Annotated in this window: 19 protein-coding genes, 1 tRNA gene and 1 pseudogene; 5 read left to right on the forward strand and 16 right to left on the reverse strand. The window is 66.3% G+C overall.

Going from position 1 to position 20,754, the window contains the following annotated elements; translation table 11 throughout:
* Positions 1-22 precede the first annotated feature (22 nt).
* The gene (locus tag LPA46_RS00435) at positions 23-733 is read left to right on the forward strand and encodes a DUF1028 domain-containing protein (RefSeq protein ID WP_230890920.1); all 711 of its coding nucleotides are present in this window, start codon (positions 23-25) and stop codon (positions 731-733) included.
* Here the strand turns inward: LPA46_RS00435 and LPA46_RS00440 are convergent, their stop codons facing one another.
* Complete coding sequence (locus LPA46_RS00440) at positions 734-1,213, reverse strand: RNA-binding protein (RefSeq protein WP_230887926.1); 480 nt, start codon at positions 1,211-1,213, stop codon at positions 734-736.
* Positions 1,214-1,308: 95 nt separating this feature from the next.
* Between LPA46_RS00440 and LPA46_RS00445 the strand changes: the two genes are divergently transcribed.
* Together LPA46_RS00445 and LPA46_RS00450 are read left to right on the forward strand one after the other, a co-directional pair.
* A complete protein-coding gene (locus tag LPA46_RS00445) occupies positions 1,309-1,587 on the forward strand; it encodes a DUF7562 family protein (RefSeq protein WP_230890921.1) in 279 nt (92 codons plus the stop codon).
* Positions 1,588-1,630: 43 nt separating this feature from the next.
* Positions 1,631-2,917, forward strand: coding sequence for a ribonuclease catalytic domain-containing protein (locus LPA46_RS00450; protein WP_230890922.1), 1,287 nt, complete (start codon positions 1,631-1,633; stop codon positions 2,915-2,917).
* An 88-nt stretch (positions 2,918-3,005) separates the two neighbouring features.
* On the opposite strand, the gene LPA46_RS00455 is transcribed toward LPA46_RS00450, so the two are convergent.
* Complete coding sequence (locus tag LPA46_RS00455; protein WP_230890923.1) at positions 3,006-4,037, reverse strand: matrixin family metalloprotease; 1,032 nt, start codon at positions 4,035-4,037, stop codon at positions 3,006-3,008.
* Positions 4,038-4,117: 80 nt separating this feature from the next.
* Entirely contained in the window at positions 4,118-4,318 is a 201-nt protein-coding gene (locus LPA46_RS00460; protein WP_230890924.1) for a DNA cytosine methyltransferase, read from the reverse strand.
* Between the two features lie 63 nt (positions 4,319-4,381).
* Between LPA46_RS00460 and LPA46_RS00465 the strand changes: the two genes are divergently transcribed.
* Entirely contained in the window at positions 4,382-4,633 is a 252-nt protein-coding gene (locus tag LPA46_RS00465) for a hypothetical protein (protein WP_230890925.1), read from the forward strand.
* A gap of 130 nt (positions 4,634-4,763) precedes the next feature.
* Here LPA46_RS00465 and LPA46_RS00470 read toward each other — a convergent pair.
* From LPA46_RS00470 to LPA46_RS00495, 6 genes and pseudogenes are all read right to left on the reverse strand, one after another.
* Positions 4,764-4,835: transfer RNA gene (locus tag LPA46_RS00470), tRNA-Ala, on the reverse strand.
* A 142-nt stretch (positions 4,836-4,977) separates the two neighbouring features.
* On the reverse strand, positions 4,978-5,286 hold the full coding sequence (rpsJ, locus tag LPA46_RS00475; protein ID WP_058980897.1) for a 30S ribosomal protein S10: 309 nt from the start codon (positions 5,284-5,286) through the stop codon (positions 4,978-4,980).
* A gap of 3 nt (positions 5,287-5,289) precedes the next feature.
* A complete protein-coding gene (gene tuf, locus LPA46_RS00480) occupies positions 5,290-6,555 on the reverse strand; it encodes a translation elongation factor EF-1 subunit alpha (RefSeq protein ID WP_230887920.1) in 1,266 nt (421 codons plus the stop codon).
* 140 nt (positions 6,556-6,695) lie between these two features.
* A pseudogene (locus tag LPA46_RS00485) lies at positions 6,696-7,640 on the reverse strand (homoserine dehydrogenase); the annotation flags it as partial.
* Positions 7,634-8,155, reverse strand: a complete 522-nt coding sequence (locus LPA46_RS00490) for an amino acid-binding protein (protein WP_230887919.1) — start codon at positions 8,153-8,155, stop codon at positions 7,634-7,636. The pseudogene LPA46_RS00485 and the gene LPA46_RS00490, both read right to left, overlap by 7 nt.
* Positions 8,156-8,444: 289 nt before the next feature.
* Positions 8,445-10,634, reverse strand: a complete 2,190-nt coding sequence (locus LPA46_RS00495) for an elongation factor EF-2 (protein ID WP_230887918.1) — start codon at positions 10,632-10,634, stop codon at positions 8,445-8,447.
* 165 nt (positions 10,635-10,799) lie between these two features.
* Here LPA46_RS00495 and LPA46_RS00500 point away from each other — a divergent pair, with 165 nt between their 5' ends.
* Positions 10,800-11,564 (forward strand): DUF5781 family protein, encoded by a 765-nt coding sequence (locus LPA46_RS00500; RefSeq protein ID WP_230887917.1) that lies wholly within the window; start codon positions 10,800-10,802, stop codon positions 11,562-11,564.
* Here LPA46_RS00500 and LPA46_RS00505 read toward each other — a convergent pair whose 3' ends face one another.
* The 7 genes from LPA46_RS00505 to rpoB all read right to left on the reverse strand — a co-directional run bounded on the left by LPA46_RS00505 (position 11,565) and on the right by rpoB (position 20,753).
* Positions 11,565-12,980 carry a PQQ-dependent sugar dehydrogenase gene (locus LPA46_RS00505; RefSeq protein ID WP_230887916.1) on the reverse strand — a complete coding sequence of 472 codons (1,416 nt, stop codon included), beginning with the start codon at positions 12,978-12,980 and terminating at the stop codon, positions 11,565-11,567. It abuts the gene before it with no gap.
* Positions 12,981-13,096: 116 nt separating this feature from the next.
* Positions 13,097-13,711, reverse strand: a complete 615-nt coding sequence (locus tag LPA46_RS00510; RefSeq protein WP_230887915.1) for a 30S ribosomal protein S7 — start codon at positions 13,709-13,711, stop codon at positions 13,097-13,099.
* Positions 13,712-13,713: 2 nt separating this feature from the next.
* Entirely contained in the window at positions 13,714-14,142 is a 429-nt protein-coding gene (locus LPA46_RS00515; RefSeq protein ID WP_157500124.1) for a 30S ribosomal protein S12, read from the reverse strand.
* Positions 14,143-14,412: 270 nt separating this feature from the next.
* Positions 14,413-14,838: a NusA-like transcription termination signal-binding factor gene (locus LPA46_RS00520; RefSeq protein ID WP_230887914.1), complete on the reverse strand. Its 426-nt coding sequence runs from the start codon at positions 14,836-14,838 to the stop codon at positions 14,413-14,415.
* Positions 14,838-16,025, reverse strand: a complete 1,188-nt coding sequence (rpoA2, locus tag LPA46_RS00525; RefSeq protein WP_230887913.1) for a DNA-directed RNA polymerase subunit A'' — start codon at positions 16,023-16,025, stop codon at positions 14,838-14,840. The genes LPA46_RS00520 and rpoA2 overlap by 1 nt, the downstream gene beginning before the upstream one ends.
* Entirely contained in the window at positions 16,018-18,930 is a 2,913-nt protein-coding gene (locus tag LPA46_RS00530) for a DNA-directed RNA polymerase subunit A' (RefSeq protein ID WP_230890926.1), read from the reverse strand. Before LPA46_RS00530 ends, rpoA2 begins: the two co-directional genes overlap by 8 nt.
* Positions 18,927-20,753: a DNA-directed RNA polymerase subunit B gene (gene rpoB, locus LPA46_RS00535; RefSeq protein WP_230887911.1), complete on the reverse strand. Its 1,827-nt coding sequence runs from the start codon at positions 20,751-20,753 to the stop codon at positions 18,927-18,929. Before rpoB ends, LPA46_RS00530 begins: the two co-directional genes overlap by 4 nt.
* Position 20,754 lies beyond the last annotated feature (1 nt).

Here is a 20,754-nt window from a genome sequence, read left to right on the forward strand (position 1 = left end):
GCTGCGGCCGCACTCTTTGGGTGTGACCTTCAGCATCTGTGTTCGGGAACCCTACGAGGACGACGACGGCGACCAGCAGTACCGCTTCGGCATCGCCATCACGACCAGGCTGCCCGCGGTCGGGGTGCCGTGCCCGCACGTCAACGAGCACGGCGCTGTCGCCACGCAGAGCGTCACGAACGAGCGCCTCGGGTCGAAGGGTATCGAGTATCTCGCGGACGGCCTCGGCATTGAGGACGCCCTGCAGGCGCTGTTGAACGCCGACGACGGCAGCCCGAGCCGCCAACTACACGGCGTCTCTCGGGACGGCGCGTTCACGTTCTCCGGCGACGAGTGCAACGGCTGGTACGGCCACACGAGCGGCGAGAACTACACCGTCGCGGGCAACCTCCTCACTGGAGAAGCGGTCGTCGAGCGCACTGCGGAGAAGTACGAGGACGTCTCGTTCGGCGACGAACCGCTCGCCAAGCGCCTCGTCGACGCGCTCGGTGCGGGGCAGGCAGCTGGTGGCGACAAGCGCGAAGACCTCACGATTCAGAGCGCGGCCGTCAAGGTAGTCGACACCGGGGAGGAGGAGCGCCCGTACTACGACGACCTTCGCGTGGACGCCAGCGAGGACCCAATCGTCGACCTCCGGGAGACCTACCGGCTCGCCAAGCAGGGCTACGAGGACGCGCTCGAACGCTACGAAGAGAGCGAGGACGCAGACGCCGAGGAAGAGAGCGACGCGTAGCTAGACCGTGAATTCGTAGAGTTCGTCGCCGACGTGGTGGAGGTTCTCCACGACCTTCCCGGAGTCCCCGACCATGTCGTCGCCGCTCGTGAGCGCGCGGCCGACCGCCAGCGCCTTCCCGTGGTTCTCCTCCTCGACGACGACGAGGTCGCCCGCTTCGATGCCCTCGTCGGCCTCGGTGATGCCGGGGCGCATGATGTCGGCGCCGTCGCTGACGAACGAGATGGCGCCCGAGTCCACCGTGACGACGCCCGTCGACGGGTCGAACTCGTTGGCGCCCTGTACGGTGACGAACGGCTCGCCCTCCGGATACCACACCAGCGGGTCGCCGTCGACGAGCACGACGTCGAAGTCCTCGTCGGCGATTTCCACGAGTTCGAACGAGTCCGCGTCCAGTTCGACGCTCAGCCCCTCCCGGAGCGCGTCGGCAATCTCGCGCACGGCGTCGCTCCGCAGGTGGTGACGAGAGGACACTTCCATACCGTGGGTTCGGGCGGCTCCACGCTTAAAACCGCCGCTCCGTCACGGCTCGCGGCGGCCAAACCGCTAAGTGCGCGCACAGGTAACGACCGCGTATGCTGGGCTCCGGGGACGACTCCGTCTCCTGCATCGCCTGCGGGGCGTCCGTGCCCCGCGAGGACGCCCGCGAGTACGACAAGCACGGCGACCGCTGGGACCGCGACGGCAAGCGCTTCGAACACCTCTGCAAGCCGTGTTTCCGCGACCTCGCCAAGCAGCCCCGGCGCGGCCTCGAAGCCACGCTCGAAGCCGCGGGCGCGGGGCGCGTCGACGATGCGGAGTTCGTCGCGCGATTCCTCGACGCCGCCGGCGAGGAACAGCCGGGTCGGGAGTGACCACGGCGACACGCCTAACTGCGGGTGCCGGCTACACTGTAGTATGTCAAACGACGCAGAGGCGGCTCAAGGGTCCATCGAGGACCAGGGGCCCGTGGAGATTTCCCCGGAGCTCGACCGCCAAATTGAGAACAAGCGCGACGACCTCCTGGAGAAGTTCGAACTCCACGACGGCTTCGAGCCCGAGGTCATCGAGGAGGCGGAGGAGCGCATCGAGGACGTGCAGGCCGAGATTCAGGACGAGGTCGACGAGCGCGCGGACATGCGTCCGCTGCCCACGTGGACGACTGACCCCGTGGACGCTCAGGACTTCGACGACGCGGTCAGCGTCCTCGAACGCGACGAGGAGTACGTCGTCTGGGTGCACATCGCCGACGTCACTCACTACGTCCACCCCGGCTCGAAGATGTGGGACGCCGCGATGGACCGCGGGAACACCATCTACCTCCCCGGCTACACGATTCACATGCTCCCGCCGGTGCTCGCGGAGACGGTCTGCTCGCTGGTCCCCAACGAGGACCGCCTCGCGCACACCGTCGAGATGCACCTCGACAAGGAGGACCTCTCCTACCGCAACATCGAGATTTACAAGTCCGTCATCCACAGCGACGAGCGCCTGACGTACAAGGAGACGGAGGCACGCCTTGACGACGAGGACGCCCCGCTGCACGACGAAATCTCGCTCGTCTTCGAACTCGCCGACCAGATGCACGAACAGCGCAAGGAGGAGGGCAGCCTCGTCCTGAACCCGCGCCGGGACCGCGCGCACACCATCATCGAGGAGTGCATGCTGAAGGCGAACAAGGCGGTCACGCACGAACTCATGTGGGACCGCGGCGTCGAAGCCGTCTACCGCGTCCACCCGCAGCCGTCGCCCGACGAGTGGGACGACGCGCTCCGCGAGATTCAGGAACTCGACGGCGTCTCCATCCCCGGCGACTCCTGGGACGACCCACGGAAGGCGGTCAACGCCACTTTAGAGCAGGCGCCCGAGCGCCAACTCGGGAAGATTCAGTGGGCGGTGATGAAGGTGATGCCCCGCGCCCGCTACATGAACGATCCGTTCGGCGGCCACCACGCGCTCAACTTCGAAATCTACGGCCACTTCACCAGCCCCATCCGCCGGATGAGCGACCTCGTCAATCACTGGATCGTCTACCAGAACGACGTCCCCGAGAACCTCGTGGAACTGTGCGATCACGCCAGCGACCAGCAGAAAGCCGGCGAGTCCGCCGAACGCGAGTACCGTAACTTCCTCGAGGAGATTGGTCTCGACCCCGACGCGGTGAACAACCGCGGCGTCGAGGTTGTTGAGGAAGACGAGGCGTAGCCTCGTCGAGTCAACTGCACGTCAATCTTCGATTGACGGCGTCATCGAGGAAGACGACGAAGTCGACGAGTAACTCCTTCTCTCTCGCTCACCAGGTGCTCGCTGGCGGGTGTTCGTTCGTCCGGAACGGCCCTGGAACGCCGTTCGTCCACAGCGACTTGCCCAGCCAGTAGCCCGCGTGCCAGCCGGCGCGGTCGTGGCTGTCCGGCGCGACGGTGACGCGGACGTCCGTGTAGTACTCGGGAACCCCGTCGTCGTCGACGTCCGGGCCGTCCCAGTGTGCGCACGAGGAGTCGACGCCGAGGACGTCACAGTCGACGGACTCCTCGAGCGCCACGACGACGTCCGCGGTCTCGGGGTCGTCGACGACCTCGAACTCCGGTGGGAGCGCGACGGTGCTGTCCGCGCCGCGGTCGTAGTACCCGACGGCTTTCCGGACTCGTTCCCGTGCCGCGTCCGTCGTCGTCGTGTCCGAGACGACGGCGACCTGTAGCGTGTCCGACGCCCACGAGTACGTCCGCGCCGCCGCGTCTGCGACGTCGCTGTCCACGCGCGACGAGAGGTTCGGTGCCATCACGTCACCCGGTCCCTCGCCGTGGCGGAAGCCGAGCACGTGGCCGAATTCGTGTTTCAGGATGGTGCGCATCGTCGCCGGCGTGTGCCCAGCGCGCACCTGCACGGTCACCTCGTCGGTCACGGTCGCGTTCGTCGGGACGACCGGCGCGCACCCGAGCGCGACGTCGTCCTCGTGGACGCTACACCGCTCGATTGCGGCCTCGATTGCTACGCGGACGTCCGCCGACTCGTTCCCCTCGACCAGTTCGAACTCCGGCCGATAGCGGTTGCCCGGGTAGACCGCGTTCTCCCAGAACGTCAGCGTCTCCCGGACTGCCGGCCAAACGTCGCGGGTCGCGCCTGTGTGGTCGTCCACGACGACCGTAATCGGCCCCGGCCCCCACGGGTTCGTCGTCCGGTCGACCGTGCGGTCGGGAACCGTGAACGGCGCGTCTGCCGTCGGTTCCGTCGGGCTGTCCGGCCCGACGGCTGCTGGCTCCGCCGTCAGACAGCCCGCCGCGACGACGAGCGCGAGCACCGCGAGTACCGGCAGGACGCGCGCCATCGTCTCGAACCTGTTGCGTTCCCCGCATTAACGTATCGTTCGTATGCACGCCGTGCAGCCGGAACACAGGAGAATGGCCGCTACGCGGGGAGGATCTCCTTGGCGATAGCTTCGGCGACGGCGCGCCCGAGCAGCGGCACCGCGTTCCCGGACATCTGGCGCTGTTTCGCGATGGGGGCAACGAACAGATAGTCGTCGGAGAACGACTGCTGCCGTGCGCTCTCGGCCTGCCATTCGTTTCGGAACTGGCCAGGACTTCTGCTGTCGCTCGGTGATAGCACGGTGAAGTATTGATTCTCGCCGGTACGTGTAGAATTAAAAATTGGACGCTCCACCCCAGCCGTATGGGACTTCTTGACGTGGTGCTCGGTCACCGGTCGATGCAGGAAGTCCGCGTGAGCAACTTCAGGGCGTGCGCCGCGGCGTCGTCCGGGACCACGCTCGTCGACGAGGCGAACGGCCACCTCACGGTTCGGGTTCACTCGGAGACGGCGGTCAGCGACGACCTCACGCGACTGCTGAACGCCTCACACGTCTCGATTACTGAACTCCGAACCGAGGCTGGTGACGCGTATCTGACCGTCGCCGTCACCTGACCCTACTTGGAACAGGCAACTAGCCAAAACGTCGTACCGAGCGGCCACGGTCGACGACCGACGACGAGCGCTCGCTAGGTTTCGACGGGAAGCAACAGAGACGTCGCTTGGTGGTCGAGGTTCAGAGAAGTGGACTCGCTGGGATTTGAACCCAGGGCCTCTTCCTTGCGAAGGAAGCGATCTACCACTGATCTACGAGCCCGCACCCAATCGAAGTCGACCGACGTATTTCAGACTTCTGTTTCGTGGGTCTGCCGTGAATCACTCACGCACGCCGTGGTCCTCGTAGAGCCGGCGCTACGCGGCTGAATAAGGAGAGGAAAGGCGCGTGTGACAGCCCGCGGTCAGTCTTCGAGAACGATCTCGATGCTGACTTCGTTGGGCACCTGAATCCGCATCAGCTGGCGGAGCGCGCGTTCGTCCGCATCGATGTCGATGAGACGCTTGTGGACGCGCATCTCCCAGTGCTCCCACGTGGCCGTCCCTTCGCCGTCGGGGGACTTTCGCGAGGGGACTTCGAGGGTCTTCGTCGGGAGCGGGACCGGCCCACTGAGCTTCACGCCGGTCTTGTCCGCGATTTCCCTGACGTCGTCGCAGATGTTGTCGAGGTCGTCGGGATTGACGCCGGCGAGACGAACGCGTGCCTGCTGCATGGATTAGGCTTCGTTGACGTCCAGGACTTTGCCGGCGGCGATGGTCTGACCCATGTCGCGGACGGCGAACGAGCCGAGCTCCGGAATCTCGGAGGACGGCTCGATGCTGAGGGGCTTTTGCGGGCGCACGGTGACGACCGCTGCGTCGCCCGACTGGATGAAGTCCGGGTTCTCCTCCTGGGTCTCGCCCGAGGAGGGGTCCATCTTCTTGTCGATGGATTCGATGGTACACGCGACCTGTGCGGTGTGCGCGTGGAAGACCGGCGTGTAACCCGCCGTGATCACGGACGGGTGCTGCATCACGACGATCTGGGCCGTGAACGTCTCGGCGACGCTCGGCGGGTCGTCGGCCGGACCACAGACGTCACCGCGACGGATGTCGTCCTTGCCGATGCCGCGCACGTTGAACCCGACGTTGTCACCGGGCTCGGCCTTGGGCACCTCTTCGTGGTGCATTTCGATGGTCTTGACCTCGCCACCGACGTCAGACGGCTGGAAGCTGACGTTGTCGCCCGTGTTCATCACACCGGTTTCGATACGTCCGACGGGGACGGTACCGATGCCGGAGATGGTGTAGACGTCCTGGATGGGGAGACGGAGGTCGGTGTCCGTCGGCGGGGACGGCGCGGGGAGGTCGTTGAGGGCCTCCAGCAGGGTCGGGCCGTCGTACCAGGGAGTGTTCTCGGAGTGCTCGGCGACGTTGTCGCCCTCGAAGGCGGACGTCGCGATGAACGAGGCGTCCTCGGTCGCGAAGCCGACCTGACCGAACAGGTCCTTGACGTCGGAGACGACCTGGTTGTACTTGGACTCGTCGTAGTCGACGATGTCCATCTTGTTGACAGCGACGATGAGTTCGTCGATGCCGAGCGTCCGCGAGAGGAACACGTGCTCGCGGGTCTGGGGCGCGACACCGTCGTCAGCGGCGACGACGAGGACGGCGTTGTCCGCCTGGGACGCACCCGTAATCATGTTCTTCACGAAGTCGCGGTGGCCAGGACAGTCGACGATAGTGAATTCGTACTCGTCGGTGCTGAATTCCTGGTGGGCGATGTCGATGGTGACCCCGCGCTCACGCTCTTCGGCGAGGTTGTCCATGACGTAGGCGAACTCGAAGCCGCCCTTGCCCTTCTCCTCGGCTTCTTCTTTGTGCTGTTCGATGACGTGCTCGGGAACGCTCCCCGTTTCGTAGAGGAGGCGCCCGACCATCGTGCTCTTGCCGTGGTCGACGTGGCCAATAACGGCCAGGTTCTGGTGTCGTTCGTCGCTCATTGTCTAGTATCGCGCGAAAGGCGCGCTCTGTGGGAATCATTCGTCAGTTCGCACTAAAACCATTTCGGTACGCACTCAGCACGACCCCGCCGCCTTCCCGGGGTTTGTGAGAACACGCCACACGAATCGTGGCGCGGCGCTCACTCCAGTCGGTTCACGTCGCCCAGCACCGCGGTCGCCGTCTCGGGGCCGCCGGCGCCCCGCCCTGAGAGGTTCAGGCGGCCGGCGTGCTCGGTCTCCAGCTGGACGATGTTCATCGTCCCGGACACCGCGAGCGTGTGGTTCTCGGGGACGAGCCGCGGCCCCACGCGGGCGCCGTCCTCGGTGACTTCGCCGATGAGTCGCACTGTCCGGCCGTCCTCGGCAGCGAGCTCCAGCGCCGACGGCGGGACGTCCGTGATGCCCTCGACGTCGACGTCGGCCAGCGAGTAGCCGCCGCCGTGGATGACGTTCGCGAGAATCGCGCACTTCAGCGCCGCGTCGGTCCCCTCCACGTCGAAGGTCGGGTCGGCTTCTGCGACGCCGAGGTCCTGGGCTTCCGCGAGCACGTGCTCGTAGTCGAGGCCGTCGGTCGCCATCCGCGTCAGGATGAAGTTCGCCGTGCCGTTGAGCACGCCGCGGGCGGCCGTCACGCGCTCGGCGCCGATGCCGTCGATGGTCGACAGCGCAGGGATTGCGCCCGCGACGGTCGCCTCGAACCGAATCGACCCCGCGCTGTCCGCTTCCAGCGCGCGGAGGTCGTCGTAGCGCTCGGCAACCGGGCCCTTGTTCGCGAGGACGACGTGGCGGTCGGTCTCCAGCGCCGCCCGCACGTGCTCGAAGCCCGGGTGGGCGTCGCCGAGCGTCGTCGGCGTCGCCTCCACGAGCGCGTCGTACTCGGCGCCGAGCGCGTCCGCAGGGTCGCCTTCGCCGACTCTGCCGACGCTGTCTTTGTGCTTGAGGGCTGCGTCGACGTCGATACCGTCGGGGTCGACGACGGCGCTCGTCGAGTCCGCGAACGCCGACACCGTGTGGCCGTACTCGTCGGCGAGGTCGACGACTGCGCGGCCGACGTCGCCCGCGCCCATCACTGCCAGTTTCATAGTTCCCCCACGAGCGGCTCGACGACAGAGAGGTCTTTCTGCGCGGCGACGTCCCGGACCTGTTCGAGCGCGCGCTCCGTGCTCCCGGCCTCGATGGCCAGCCGGACGCGAGCGCTGGAGACGCCCTCCGTCCCCTTCTCCGTGGTCAGCGAAAAGTCTGCGACCGTCGCGCTCCCACACCCTTCGAGTTCGGCGAGCGTGTCCGAGAGGTCGGTGTCGACGAGGTCGCCGACCAGCAGGACGCTGAGCGCTTCGCCGTACCGCTCGGAGTCCGCCTGGATGATGGTGACGCCGGCGTCCCGGAGCGCGTCGACGATGTGCTCGAAGCGCTCGGGCGAACACTCAAGGTCGACCTCCACGGGGATGTGGCCGCGCGGCGTCAGCGACCCGCGCTCGTGGAATATCGAGAGGAGGTTGCCGCCGTTGTCCGCGATGGGGGAGAGCGCGCGCAACAGCTCGCCGGGCTCGTCGACGAGCTCCAGGCGGAGCGTGTGCGCGCGGTCGTCGGCCTCACTCATCGTCTCCCCCCGCTGGCGACGCCCCGGCTGTTGTTGTCGGCTGCGAGCGCGAGTGCTGTCGCTCCGTGCCGATACGACGCCGGGCGCGTCTGCCTGCGTGCATACACTCTCACTCGGGGACGTTCGGTGTATAAGCCTTCGGCCCGCACAAATCCTACCGATGGTTGGCGGCAGTGCTGGTCGTCGATGGTGTGCGCAGAGAGAACCGCGAGATGCCGCAGCCGGTTGCGGCTTTTTCGCGTAGATTTTTGCGGGGCGAGCGTCGCTCGCCCCGCAAAAAGGTCCGACTTTAGAAGTAGTCGAGTTGCGCGGGCAGTTCGGTCTTCATGCCCTTGCGCTCTCGAATCTGCTTGATGATCTCGGGCTGGAGGTTGTCGGCCATGACGCGGAAGCCGGCGTTCTCGGTGTTCCAGGACGCCCGGCCTTCGGTGGCCGAGCGGATGTCGCTGGAGAAGCCGATCATCTCCTCGACGGGCGCGATGCCCTCGACGACCATCATGCCGCCTTCCTGGTACATGTCGTCGACGCGGCCACGGCGACCCTGAATCTCGCCGGACGCAGCGCCCATGTGCTCGGAGGGAACGTCGATGCGGACATCCTGAATCGGCTCGAGCAGGCGAATCTCGGCGTCCATGAGGCCGCGGTGGACGGCGTCGCGGACGGCCGGGATGACCTGTGCGGGACCACGGTGGATAGCGTCCTCGTGGAGGCGAGCGTCGTGGAGGCGGATGAGTGCGCCTTCGACGGGCTCGGCGGCGAGCGGACCGTCTCCGAGGGCTTCCTCGAGGCCCTCGACGACGAGTTCCATCGTCTCGTTGAGGTGCTGGATACCCTTCGTGTCGTCGATGAAGACGTTCTTCCCGATGATGTTCTCGACGTTCTGCGAGGTGTCCTTGTCCATGCCGGCGTCCTGAAGCGCTTCGCGGCGCTCCTGTTCGGGCATGTCCATCGTGACGTTGCCGAGGCGGAGCTGCTCGAGAACGTCGTCGTCGAGCTGCTCGATGGTGATGTAGAACTTGTTGTGGCGGTTCGGGGAGACGCCCTCGACCTCGCGGGAGTCGCTGGTCGGGGACTCGCGGAAGACGACGATGGGCTCCCCAGTGTTGACGGGGATGCCCTGGTTGCGCTCGATGCGCTGGGTGATGACTTCGAGGTGGAGTTCACCCTGCCCGGAGATGAGGTGCTCGCCGGTGTCCTCGTTAATCTCGATCTGGATGGTCGGGTCTTCCTTGGCGACTTGCTGGAGCGTCTCGATGAGCTTCGGCAGGTCGTCCATGTTCTGCGCCTCGACGGACTTCGTGATGACCGGCTCCGAGATGTGCTCGATGGACTCGAACGGCGTCATCTCGATGCTGGACACCGTCGACCCCGCGATGGCGTCCTTGAGTCCGGTGACGGCGGCGATGTTCCCTGCGGGAACTTCGTCCACTTCCTCGCGCTCGCCACCCATGTAGATGCCGACGCTCTGGATGCGGTTCTTGCCCGCGGTCCCGGAGACGTACAGCTCCTGGCCCTTCTCCAGCGTGCCAGAGAAGACGCGACCCGCGGCGATTTCGCCGGCGTGCGGGTCGATACCGATGTCGGTGACCATCAGGACGACTTCGCCGTCCTCGTTGACCATCCGCATCGTGTCCGCGATTTCGGATTCGGGGTCGCCCCGCCAGATGCGCGGGATGCGGTGGGGCTGGGCGTCGATGGGGTCCGGGAAGTGCTCACAGACCATGTCGAGGACGACGTCCGACAGCGGCGTGCGCTCGTGGAGCTCCTGGCGCTTGTCGGCGCGCTCGAGGTCCATGATGTCGCCGAAGTCCATGCCCGTGCGCTGCATCGAGGGCATCGAGACGCCCCACTTGTAGAGCGCGGAACCGAAGCCGACGGTGCCGCCTTCGACGGAGACCGTCCAGTCCTCGGTGATGTCGTCCATCTCCTCGGTCATCCCGCGGATGAGCTCGTTGACCTCGCGGATGACGCTCAGGAGTCGCTCCTGCATCTCCTCGGGCCCCTCCTGGAGCTCGGAGATGAGGCGGTCGACCTTGTTGATGAACAGCGTCGGCTTGACGCCCTCGCGGAGCGCCTGCCGGAGCACCGTCTCCGTCTGGGGCATCGCGCCCTCGACGGCGTCCACAACGACGAGCGCGCCGTCGACGGCGCGCATTGCCCGCGTCACGTCGCCGCCGAAGTCGACGTGGCCGGGCGTGTCGATGAGGTTGATGAGGTGGTCTTCGCCCTCGTACTCGTGGGTCATGGAGACGTTCGCGGCGTCGATGGTGATGCCGCGTTCCTGTTCGTCCTCCTCGGTGTCCATCGCGAGCTGCTCGCCGGCGGTGTCCTCGGAAATCATGCCGGCGCCGGCCAGCAGGTTGTCGGTCAGCGTGGTTTTACCGTGGTCGACGTGCGCGGCGATGGCGATGTTCCGGATCTGCTCCGGATTGTCCATCAGCCGTTCGCACTTCTCGACAATCTTCTTGCGTCGGCCCATTAGGGATTCATACTGCTAGCGGGTTCAAAAGGATAGTGTTTTGCCGGGAGTACGGCACGGCGGAACACGAGGTGTAGCCGCCGACTCGTCTGGTTCGTCCCGGCGGCTGCGGTGGCTACCGCGGGCGAAAGAGTCTTTGCCGCGAGTGCCGTGTGAATAGATACCATGCAGTTGCGCGTGACGGGTGGGGGCCCCGCCGCACCGTTTCTCGGGGCCCGCGACGTCTTCGAGACCGAACACGACCTCGAACAGCCGGTCGAGGTGCACGTTCGCGAGAACCCCGACGAGCGAACGTGGGCCGGCCACTACGACGACCACCACGTCCTCAACATCTCCCAGCAGGCCGCCACCTCCGCGATGGCCCGCGAACTCGCCCTCCACGAGTTCGCCCACATGCACCGCCACGAACACGACCATCCGAGCCACGTCCTCTCGATGGACGAAGTCCTATTCTTGGCGTTGACTGGCCGCAGCGTCGAGCGCCGCGTGCTCACGCACTGCTACCAGATTGCCAACCACGTCAAGGACATCTACGCCGACGACATCACGCTCTCGGTCGGCCCGACGGACAAACTCGTTGCGTTCCTCGAATCCGAGCTCGCGGCCGCCGTCGCCGACCAGCCGGTTGTCGGCCCGTCGGTCGGCCAGCGGCTCACCGCGGGTGCGGACCCCTCGATGACCGCCGTCAACGCCGCGTTCGCGCTCGCCCTCCTCGAACGCCACGACGCCGTCCCCGACGACCACCGCATCTACGACCTCGCGCACGCCGCCGCCGAGGACGCCCCCGAAATCGACGTCGAAGCGTTTCGGGAGCGCTTCGCGGAACTCGCCGACGACCCCGACGAGAGCGAGTGCCGCCGCGGCCTCGTCGACGCCATCCGCACGTACGTCGACGCACAGGAGACCACGACCGGCCCTGCCGCAGACTGATTAGGCCGGCGTGATGCGGACGAGGCGGTCGTCGCCCTCTCGCGGGAACTGGTCGCCCTGCGCGCGGCCGTCACGGTTCGACGTCACCGCGTACAGCGTGCCGTTGGGTCCCTGCTCGACGTGCCGGATGCGCCCGAGTTCGTCCTCCAGCGCCGTGTGGTGGACCGCGCTGTACTCGGAGTTCATCCAGTCCGCATCGAAGCGCTGGCCGCCGTTGGCCGCGGACGCCGGCTCGCCGTCCGTCGGGTAGATGGTGACGAGGTTGATGCGCTGGGAGACGAGCCCGCCGATGACGAGGCGGTTCTGCCACGACGGCACCGCGTCCGCCGTGTAGAACACCGACCCCGGCGGCGCCCACGTATCGTCGGTGTTCACGACCGGCCGCGCGTAGTCGGTGCCGCGGTACGTCTCCGCCGTGCGCGCGCGCTCGCCCTCGGGCCCCCACCCGTAGTTTCCCCCAGCTTCCAGCACGTTCACCTCGTCGTGGGCGGACGGCCCGTGTTCGTTCTCCACCGGTGTCGCGTCCGGCAGGAACGTAATGCCCTGCGGGTTCCGGTGGCCGTACGTAAACACCCGCGGGTCGCCGCCGTCGATGTCGGGGTTGCCCGCGGGCGCGCCGCCGTCCGGCTCGACCCGGAGCACCTTCCCCGCGAGTGAGGAGGGGTCCTGGGGGAGCGGCTGGTTGGTCCCGAGCTCCGGGTTGACCGAAGCGGCGTCGCCCGTGGTCACCCACAGGTAGTTCTCCGGGCCGAAGGCGAGGCGTGCGCCGTTGTGGATGATTTCATTGCCGGGGATGTCGTCGATCACGACCGTCTCGGCCTCGCTGGGGTCGTCCGCGGAGACGTCGAAGTACGAGAGGCGATTGACGAAGGGGTCGCCGCCGGAGACGGCGGGTTCGTCTTCCCGAGTGTAGATGGCGTACACGAGCGGGACGTCCGGATAGTTCGGGTGGGCTGCGATTCCCATCAGTCCGCCCTCGCTGCCTGCCTCCCACCAGCCACCCTCTTCGCCCGGAGCGATTGCGTCGGCGTGGTCGATTACGTTGGGGGTCGCGACGGTCTCCAGTTCGTCGGAGTCGTACCGCGATATCCGCCCCACGCGCTCGCTGATGAAGAGGTCGCCGTTCGGCGCAAAGGAGAGGTCCCACGGAATCTTCAGGCCCTCGATGACGGTTTCGGTCGTCACGTCGAGGTTCGGCGCGTCCACGGGATGCGACCAGTCAGGGTCGTACTCGCCCCAGTTCTCGACGTCGTGGGTCACACCGAGGTCGTAGGCGGGGTCGTCGACGGTCGTGACGGGCGGCGATTCGGTGGAGGTCGTCGTGTCGCTGGGCTCGTCCGGCGACGTACAGCCGGCGAGTCCGGCGACACCGGTCAAGCCGAGGGAAGCGAGGAACGAACGGCGGTTGTATCGCATACCCGGTGCTTGCGGAATCCAGGGTTAACTGCTTTCAGGTATCGTATCCGCGTCGGCGAAACGCCGCCGCTCGAAACTGAAGAAAGAACCGCAGAACCGAACCGAGTGGAACCGCGTTAGCGGGCCGCGGCCGCGACGCGTTCCTTCTCTTCTTTCTGCCCGACCGCGTACGTCTGCACGTCGTAGTCGGCGGCGCCGATGAGCTGGTTCGCCAGCGCTTCGGCGGCGTCGACGGGCGTCTTGAACGACGACGAGTGAGCGCCGTCGGCGATGAATTTCAGCGCCTGGTCGACGCGGCGCTGGGGCGCGACGTCGACGGCCTTCGGGACGGAGATGCCACCGTACTTCAGGCGGACGGTCTCCTCGCGGGGCGCGGAGTTCTCGACGGCACGCACGAGCACCTGAATCGGGTTCTCCTCGGTGCGCTCGTGGATGATGTCGAAGGCGTCGCGGACGATGCCCAGCGACTGCTGCTTCTTGCCCGCGTTCGCGCCGGTCTTCATCAGACGGTTCGCGAGCCGCTCGACGATGCTGATCTCGCTCTTCTTGAACTGCTTCTGCGCGTGGCGACCCATCGTGTGTGCGACGGGTGTCACGGACAGGTAGCGGCGCGTGCTCGGGTCACGGTACTGGATGTCCGTGACGTCCCACTTGCCGAAGAGCTTCGCGTTGACGTCTTCCTCGTCGGTGCCAGCGGGCGCCTCGGGTTCGGGGGCTTCTTCCTCACTCATGATTATCGCACCGGCTTCTCAGCGTTCCCGCGAACCAGTTCGATGAGGCTCACGCCGTTGACCTTCTCGACCTTGTAATTCACGCCCGAGAGGTCGCCCATCGCACGACCCTTCGCACCGCCGATACCGGCGATGGTGACTTCGTCGTGCTCGTCGATGAACGAGATAGCGCCGTCACCGGGACAGAACGCGGTGACCTGCTTTCCGTTCTTGATGAGCTGAACTCGCACGCACTTCCGAATCGCGGAGTTCGGCTGTTTTGCTTCGATACCTACCTTCTCGAGGACGATCCCGCGACCCTGCGGTGCACCCTCGAGGGGGTCGGACTCTTTGCCGAGCCCCCGTTCTCGCCGCGCGTACTCCGAGTCGGACCACCGGTGCTTCTGGCGGTCCTTCTTCAGTTTCCGAGCGGCGTACTTGCCGTTCGACATACAGTCGTTTACCCATCGGAGGCACTTAAACTCGGCCTTTCGCTTCGACCGTTCGCTCTGCACTCGGCGGCTTCGCCGCCTCGCTCGGCAAAAGCGCCGTCCAATCCCCTATCGCAAGTCCTCGACGCCCCCGCTCCTTGCGGCCACAGCGCAAACCGGGACCCTACTGAGCCTACCGTCCCGCTCGGTTCCCAGATGCTTGACACTGATCGAAGCAGGGTAAAGCGCATCAGCGAGCAGTAGCGACCCCCGCAGCGCAAAAAGTGCGCCTCAGGTGAGCTGGATGTCGTCGATGTCGAAGTGCCGTTTCGCGAGTTGTTTGGCGGCTTCGATGTTCTTCCCGCCGGTACCGATGGCGACGCCCTTGTCTTCGTGGGCGACTTCAGCGTACGCGACCGTGGTGTCGTTCTCGCTGATGGTGACGTTGTAGACGGCCGCCGGGGAGAGCGCGTTCGCAACGAAGCCCTCCGGCGTCGGTGCGTCCTCGACGAGCATCACGTCGCGGCCGAGTTTCTCTTCGAGCTCTTCGACACGGCTGCCGCCGGGGCCGATGGCCGACCCCATCTCGCCGGCGGCGACGACGAAGATGACGCGGTCCTCCTCGTCGTCGACGACGCAGTCGACGGCGTCGGCGTCGGTCTCGTCCTCGAACGCGGCGATGAGGCGGCGCGCCTCGTCGGAGAGCCTGACTGTCATCAGTCGGACTTGCTGGCGCCCATCCGGAGGTCAACGTCGCCGGTGCCGAGCTGGACGGGCTTCCCGACGATGACGTTCTCGATGACGCCGTCGAGGTCGTCGGCCTCGCCGTAGATGGCGGCGTCCAGGAGGTGACTGACGGTGACCTCGAACGCTGCGCGGGCGAGCACGGAGTCCTTGTTCCCGGAGATGCCGTGCCGGCCGATGGACTGGATGGTGCCGTCGTTGGTCATGATGTCCGCGACCAGCATCAGGTGGCGGATGTTCACGTCGTCGAGACCCTGCTCTTCGAGCGTGGTCATCGTCTCCTCGATGATGGCCTCGCGGGCGGCCTCGATGCCGAGGGTCTTGTGGACCTCGTGGATGTTGTTACACGACGTGCGGGAGGCGTCGACGCCCTCGATGCTGAGCGCCTTCTTGAACGCCGACCCCTCCGTGTAGAGGACGAACTCCTCGCCGCGCTCGGTCTCCTCGCGGCGAATGACGACGCGGGAGACGTCCTCGATGCCCTTGAACACGATGTCGCGGAGCTGTTCGACGAGCTGGAGGAGTTCGCGGTACGACGGCTCGCTCGGGCCGAACTCCAGGACGGTCCCCTGCTGGGTGACCTGGACGCCGAGGCTGCCTTCGATGGTCTCGGCGATTTCGCCCGCGATTTCGTTCGTGGAGTCCTTGAGCGGCCACCGCTCCTGGAGCGTGTCCTCGTTGAGGTCGATCTGGACGACCATGTCGGCGACGTTCGTGGAGATGTCACCGAGCGCGAGAATCTTCGTCGCCTCGATGCTCCACACGACCTCGTGGGCGCGTTCGCGCTCCTCGGCGTACTCGTCTTCGAGGTACACCGTCATGATGGGCGTGTCCGGGGTCTTTCGGGCGTCCACGAGCTCGATGAGCCGCGGCAGGCCCTGCGTCACGTCCATCTCCGCGACGCCAGCGTAGTGGAACGTGTTCATCGTCATCTGCGTCCCCGGCTCCCCGATGGACTGCGCGGAGACGGTCCCCACGGGTTCGAGGGGGTCGACGCGCGTGTCGATGTACTGGGACTCGACTGCGGTCGCGATGTCTTTGGCTTCCGGGATGGTGACGTCTTCGCGGTCCTCGATGGTGTCGTAGACGCGTTCCTTGAGGCGTCGCGGGAGTTCCGATGCTTCGACGTGGTCGCGAATCGCGGGTGTGATTTCAGTCATCGGATTCCACCTCCCAGGACGCGCCGTGCTCGGAGAGGTTCGTCGGCGGCTCCTGGACGCCGAGGAACTCCTCTTTCTCCTCGGTGCTCTCGAATTCGGATTCGATGATGCGGTCGGCGATGTGTTCGACGTCGACGTCGACCTCCTCGCTGGAGGACACCTCGACGGGCGACGTGCCGTCCTCGCCGAATTCGAACTGGACGATGGTGTCGCTGGTGTCGCGGACCGTCCCGTCGTACTGGGTCTCCAGCTCGGAGAGTGCGTTGATGAGGCGGCGCTGGAGGTAGCCGGACTTCGACGTCCGGACTGCCGTGTCCACCAGGCCCTCGCGGCCACCCATCGCGTGGAAGAAGAACTCTTTCGGGGTGAGGCCGCTCGTGTAGGAGTTCTCCACGAAGCCGTGGGCTTCACTGGAGAGGTCGTTCGGCTCGAAGTGGCTGAGCGTGCGGTCCTCGTAGCCGCGGTTGATGCGCTCGCCACGGACTGCCTGCTGGCCGACACAGCCGGCCATCTGCGTGAGGTTCAGCATCGACCCACGCGCGCCGGAGTCGGCCATGACGACGGCGGGGTTGTCCGCGTCGAAGTTCTCCGCGGCGACGTCGCCGGCGGAGTCACGGGCCTTCCCGAGCGTCTGCATGATTTTCATCTCGAGGGTCTCGTCGACGGTGCGGCCGGGCAGGGATTCGAGGTCGCCGTTCTCGTAGGTCTCGATGAGTTCCTGCACGCGGTCGTACGCCGACCCGATGGCCTCGTCGATGCGTTCGCGGGCTTCCGTGGAGACAGTCTCGTCGTCGATGCCGATGGAGAACCCGAAGTGCATAATCGAGCGCATCGCCAGCGAGGCGACCTCGTTGATGAAGATGCGCGCGCGGGTCTTCCCGTGGACTTTCGCGATGGTGTCGACGATTTCGCCGCCGAACCCACCGATTTCGTTCTCGGCGATGGTACCCTCGAGGAGCTGGCCGTTCTCGATGACGACCGGCTCGCCGACGGTCCCCGTGAAGTCGAGGTTGAGGTCGTCGGGCAGCAGTTCGCTGAAAATCTGTCGTCCCTCCCAGTAGGGCTCGCCGCCCTCGGTGCCGGCGGGCTCGGGGAGCTCGTCGATGCTGGTCTGGCGCAGCAGGTCGGAGGCCTGCGTCTCGTTGAACCGCGGGTTGTCGTGCGTGAGCAGGTACGTCCCGCTGATGTGGTCCTGAATCGCGCCGATGATGTTCTCACCGAAGCGCGGCGAGAGAATCTGCTCCTGGACGCGCATCAGCACGCGCGCCTCGGCACGCGCCTCCTCGTTCTGGAGGGCGTGCATGTTCATCTCGTCGCCGTCGAAGTCGGCGTTGTACGGCGGACAGACGACGGTGTTCAGGCGGAACGTCTTGTACGGCATCACCACGACCTCGTGGGCCATGATGGACATCCGGTGCAGCGACGGCTGTCGGTTGAAGATGATGATGTCGCCGTCGATGAGGTGGCGCTGGACCTCCCAGCCGGGCTCGACGCGCTCGGCGAGCTCCTCGCAGACCTTCTCGGTGACGCGGACGCGGCGGCCGTCGGGTCGCGTGACGTAGTTCGCGCCCGGGTGGCCTTCCGGGCCGTTGCGGACGTACGTGCGGGCGCGTTCGACGTTCTGGTCGTTGACGACCATCGTCTGGGTCATCTCGGTCGCCACGCGGTCGGGCACACCGACCTCGTTCAGCGACAGCGTCGGGTCCGGCGAAATGACGGTCCGCGCGGAGAAGTTCACGCGCTTTCCGGACAGCGAGCCACGGAACCGGCCCTCCTTACCCTTCAGGCGCTGGCTGAGCGTCTTCAGCGGGCGGCCCGAACGGTGGCGGGCGGGCGGCGTTCCCGAAATCTCGTTGTCCATGAACGTCGTGACGTGGTACTGCAGCAGCTCCCAGAGGTCCTCGATGATGAGCTGGGGCGCACCCGCCTCGCGGTTCTCCATGAACCGCTGGTTGATGCGGATGATGTCCACGAGTTTGTGCGTGAGGTCGTCCTCGCTGCGCTGGCCGTTGTCGAGCGTAATCGACGGCCGCGCGGTCACCGGTGGCACCGGGAGGACGGTCAGAATCATCCACTCGGGCCGGCTCTTCTCGGGGTCGATGCCGAGCACGGCGAGGTCCTCGCCGGGGATGTCCTCGAACCAGTCGCGGATGTCCGAGGGCATCAGCTTGTTCATGTCCTCGGTGGTGAGGTCCGCGCCGATGGCGGCCTCGATGGCCTCGCGGTCCTCGCGGCGCGGCCGGAACTCCCCGGAGAGGATGTCGTTGATGCGGCTAATCTCGATGTCCGTCTGCTCGGCGAGCTCCTGCGGGCTGATACCCGAGTCGTCCTCGTCGGGGTCGGGCTGCATCGCGGCGGCGATGCGCTCGCTGTAGTCGCTCGCGAGGACCTGCTGGACTTCGTAGTACGTCGTCGGCTTCTCGTGTTTGACGTCGTACTGGACTTCCCCGCAGTGCGGGCAGTGGTCCTTCTTGCGGGCCTCCCGGATGGCGGCCTTCGTGACGTCGGAGACGTCCTCGTGGAGGCTGCGCGTGCGGTCGAGGTCTTCGCGGTACTCCTCTTTCTCCTCCTCGGTGAGCAGGAGGCGCGCGCAGTCCCGGCACGTCCCGCGTAGCAGCCGGCGGATGAGCTTCGCGAACCCGACGTGGATGACGGGCGCGGCGAGCTCGATGTGGCCGAAGTGGCCGTTACAGCTCCCGGAGCGCTGGCCGCACGTCTTGCACTCCAGCCCGGGGTCGATGACGCCCAGGCGCGGGTCCATCAGGCCCATGTCGATGGGGAAGCCGTCGTCGTCGTACGTGTCCGCGGTGATGACTTTCGTCGCGGACATGTCGCGGTACTCCTCCGGGTCCATCAGCCCGAAGCTGATTTCGCCGATCTCCATAGGTGATTGTCCTGTGCTCATACTGCGTCCTCCAGTTCGAGTCGCGGCGCGATGCCGAGCGCTTTCATCTCGTCGAGCAGGAGTTTGAACGCGTAACTCATCTCGAGGCTGTGCACGTCCGTTTCCTCCTCACAGTTCGGACAGTAGACGCGGCGCTGCTCGTAGTTCTCCACGGCCGTCATGCCGCAGTTGCCACAGACGTGAATCTCCTCGCGGTCCGAGGAGTCAAGCAGGCGCTCTTTGAGCACCATCGCGGCGCCGTGGCCGATGACGGTGTCGCGCTCCATCTCCCCGACGCGGAGGCCACCCTCGCGGGCGCGCCCCTCCGTCGGCTGCCGCGTGAGGACCTGGACCGGCCCCTTCGAGCGGGCGTGGAGCTTGTTCGACACCATGTGGTAGAGCTTGTGGTAGAAAATCGTGCCGACGAAAATCTCGGCCTCGATTTTCTCCCCCGAAACGCCAGAGTACAGCACTTCCTTGCCGGAGGACTTGAAGCCGCGGTCCTCCAGCGTCGAGCGTAGCTCGTCCTCGTCCTCGCCGGTGAACGCCGTCCCGTCGACGGAGCGCCCGTCGAGGGAGCCGGCTTTCCCGCCGAGCATCTCCAGCACGTGGCCGACCGTCATCCGGGACGGCAGCGCGTGCGGGTTCAGCACGAGGTCGGGCACGACGCCCTCCTGTGTGAACGGCATGTCTTCGTGGGGTGCGAGGTGGCCGACGACGCCCTTCTGACCGTGGCGGGACGCGAATTTGTCCCCGAGCTCGGGGATTCGTTCGTCCCGTACGGAGACCTTCGCGAGCTTCGAGCCGTCCTCGCCCTCCATGAGGGTGACTGTGTCCACGACGCCGTCTTCGCCCGAGCGCATCGTCACGCTCGTCTCGCGGCGCTTCTGCGGGCTGAGCCCGCCCATGTCCTCGGGTTCTTCGAGGAACCGCGGCGGACTCGTCTTCCCCAACAGGACGGAAGAGTCGTCGACCTGGGTCTCGGGGTTGACGAGGCCGTCGTCGTCGAGGTGCGTGTACGCGTCCTCGCCGCGACCGCCGCGCACGTCGTCGGAGGGAATCTCGAAGCGGTCCTCCTGGCCGCCGGGGTAGCGGCGCTCCTCGCCTTCGTACGTACGGAAGAAGTGCGAGCGCGAGAGCGCGCGGTCCACTGAGCCCTGGTTCATGACGAGAGCGTCCTCGATGTTGAAGCCCTCGTAGGACATGACGGCGACGACGAAGTTCTGGCCGGCCGGCCGGTCGTCGTAGCCAATCTGTTCGGTGGTCTGGGTGTTCACCATCGCCTTCTGCGGGTAGTGCAGGAGGTGCTGGCGGGTGTCCGGCCGGATGCGGTAGTTCGCCGCCGGCAGGCCCAGACTCTGTTTCATCATCCCCGCGCCCATCGTAATTCGTGGGCTCGCGTTGTGCTCGGGGTACGGAATCATCCCGGCGCCGATGCCGAAGATGAGCTGCGGGTCGATTTCGAGGTGGGTGTGGTTGTCCGTGAGTTCGTCCTGGTCGACGCCGACGAGGACGTCCTCCTCTTCCTCGGCGTCGATGAACTCCACTTTCCCCGCGCGAACGAGGTCCTCGAAGTCGATGTCGCCGTTCTCGACGGCGTCCATCTCCTCGTCGGTGACGAGGGGCTCGCCGTCCTCGACGACGAGCAGCGGGCGGCGGGCCCGGCCCGCGTCCGCGTTGACGATGACTTCGTTCGTGCGGTCCTTCACGGAGACGTTCACCATCTCGGAGACCTCTCCCCGTCGGCGCGCCTCCCGGATCTGTGCTGCCAGCTCCTCGGGGTCCTCGTGGGTCCCGACGAGACTGCCGTTGACGTAGACTTTCGCTTCTCGTTCCGTGCTCATG

It is taken from the genome of Halobacterium sp. KA-6 (assembly GCF_021029015.1).
Taxonomy (GTDB): domain Archaea; phylum Halobacteriota; class Halobacteria; order Halobacteriales; family Halobacteriaceae; genus Halobacterium.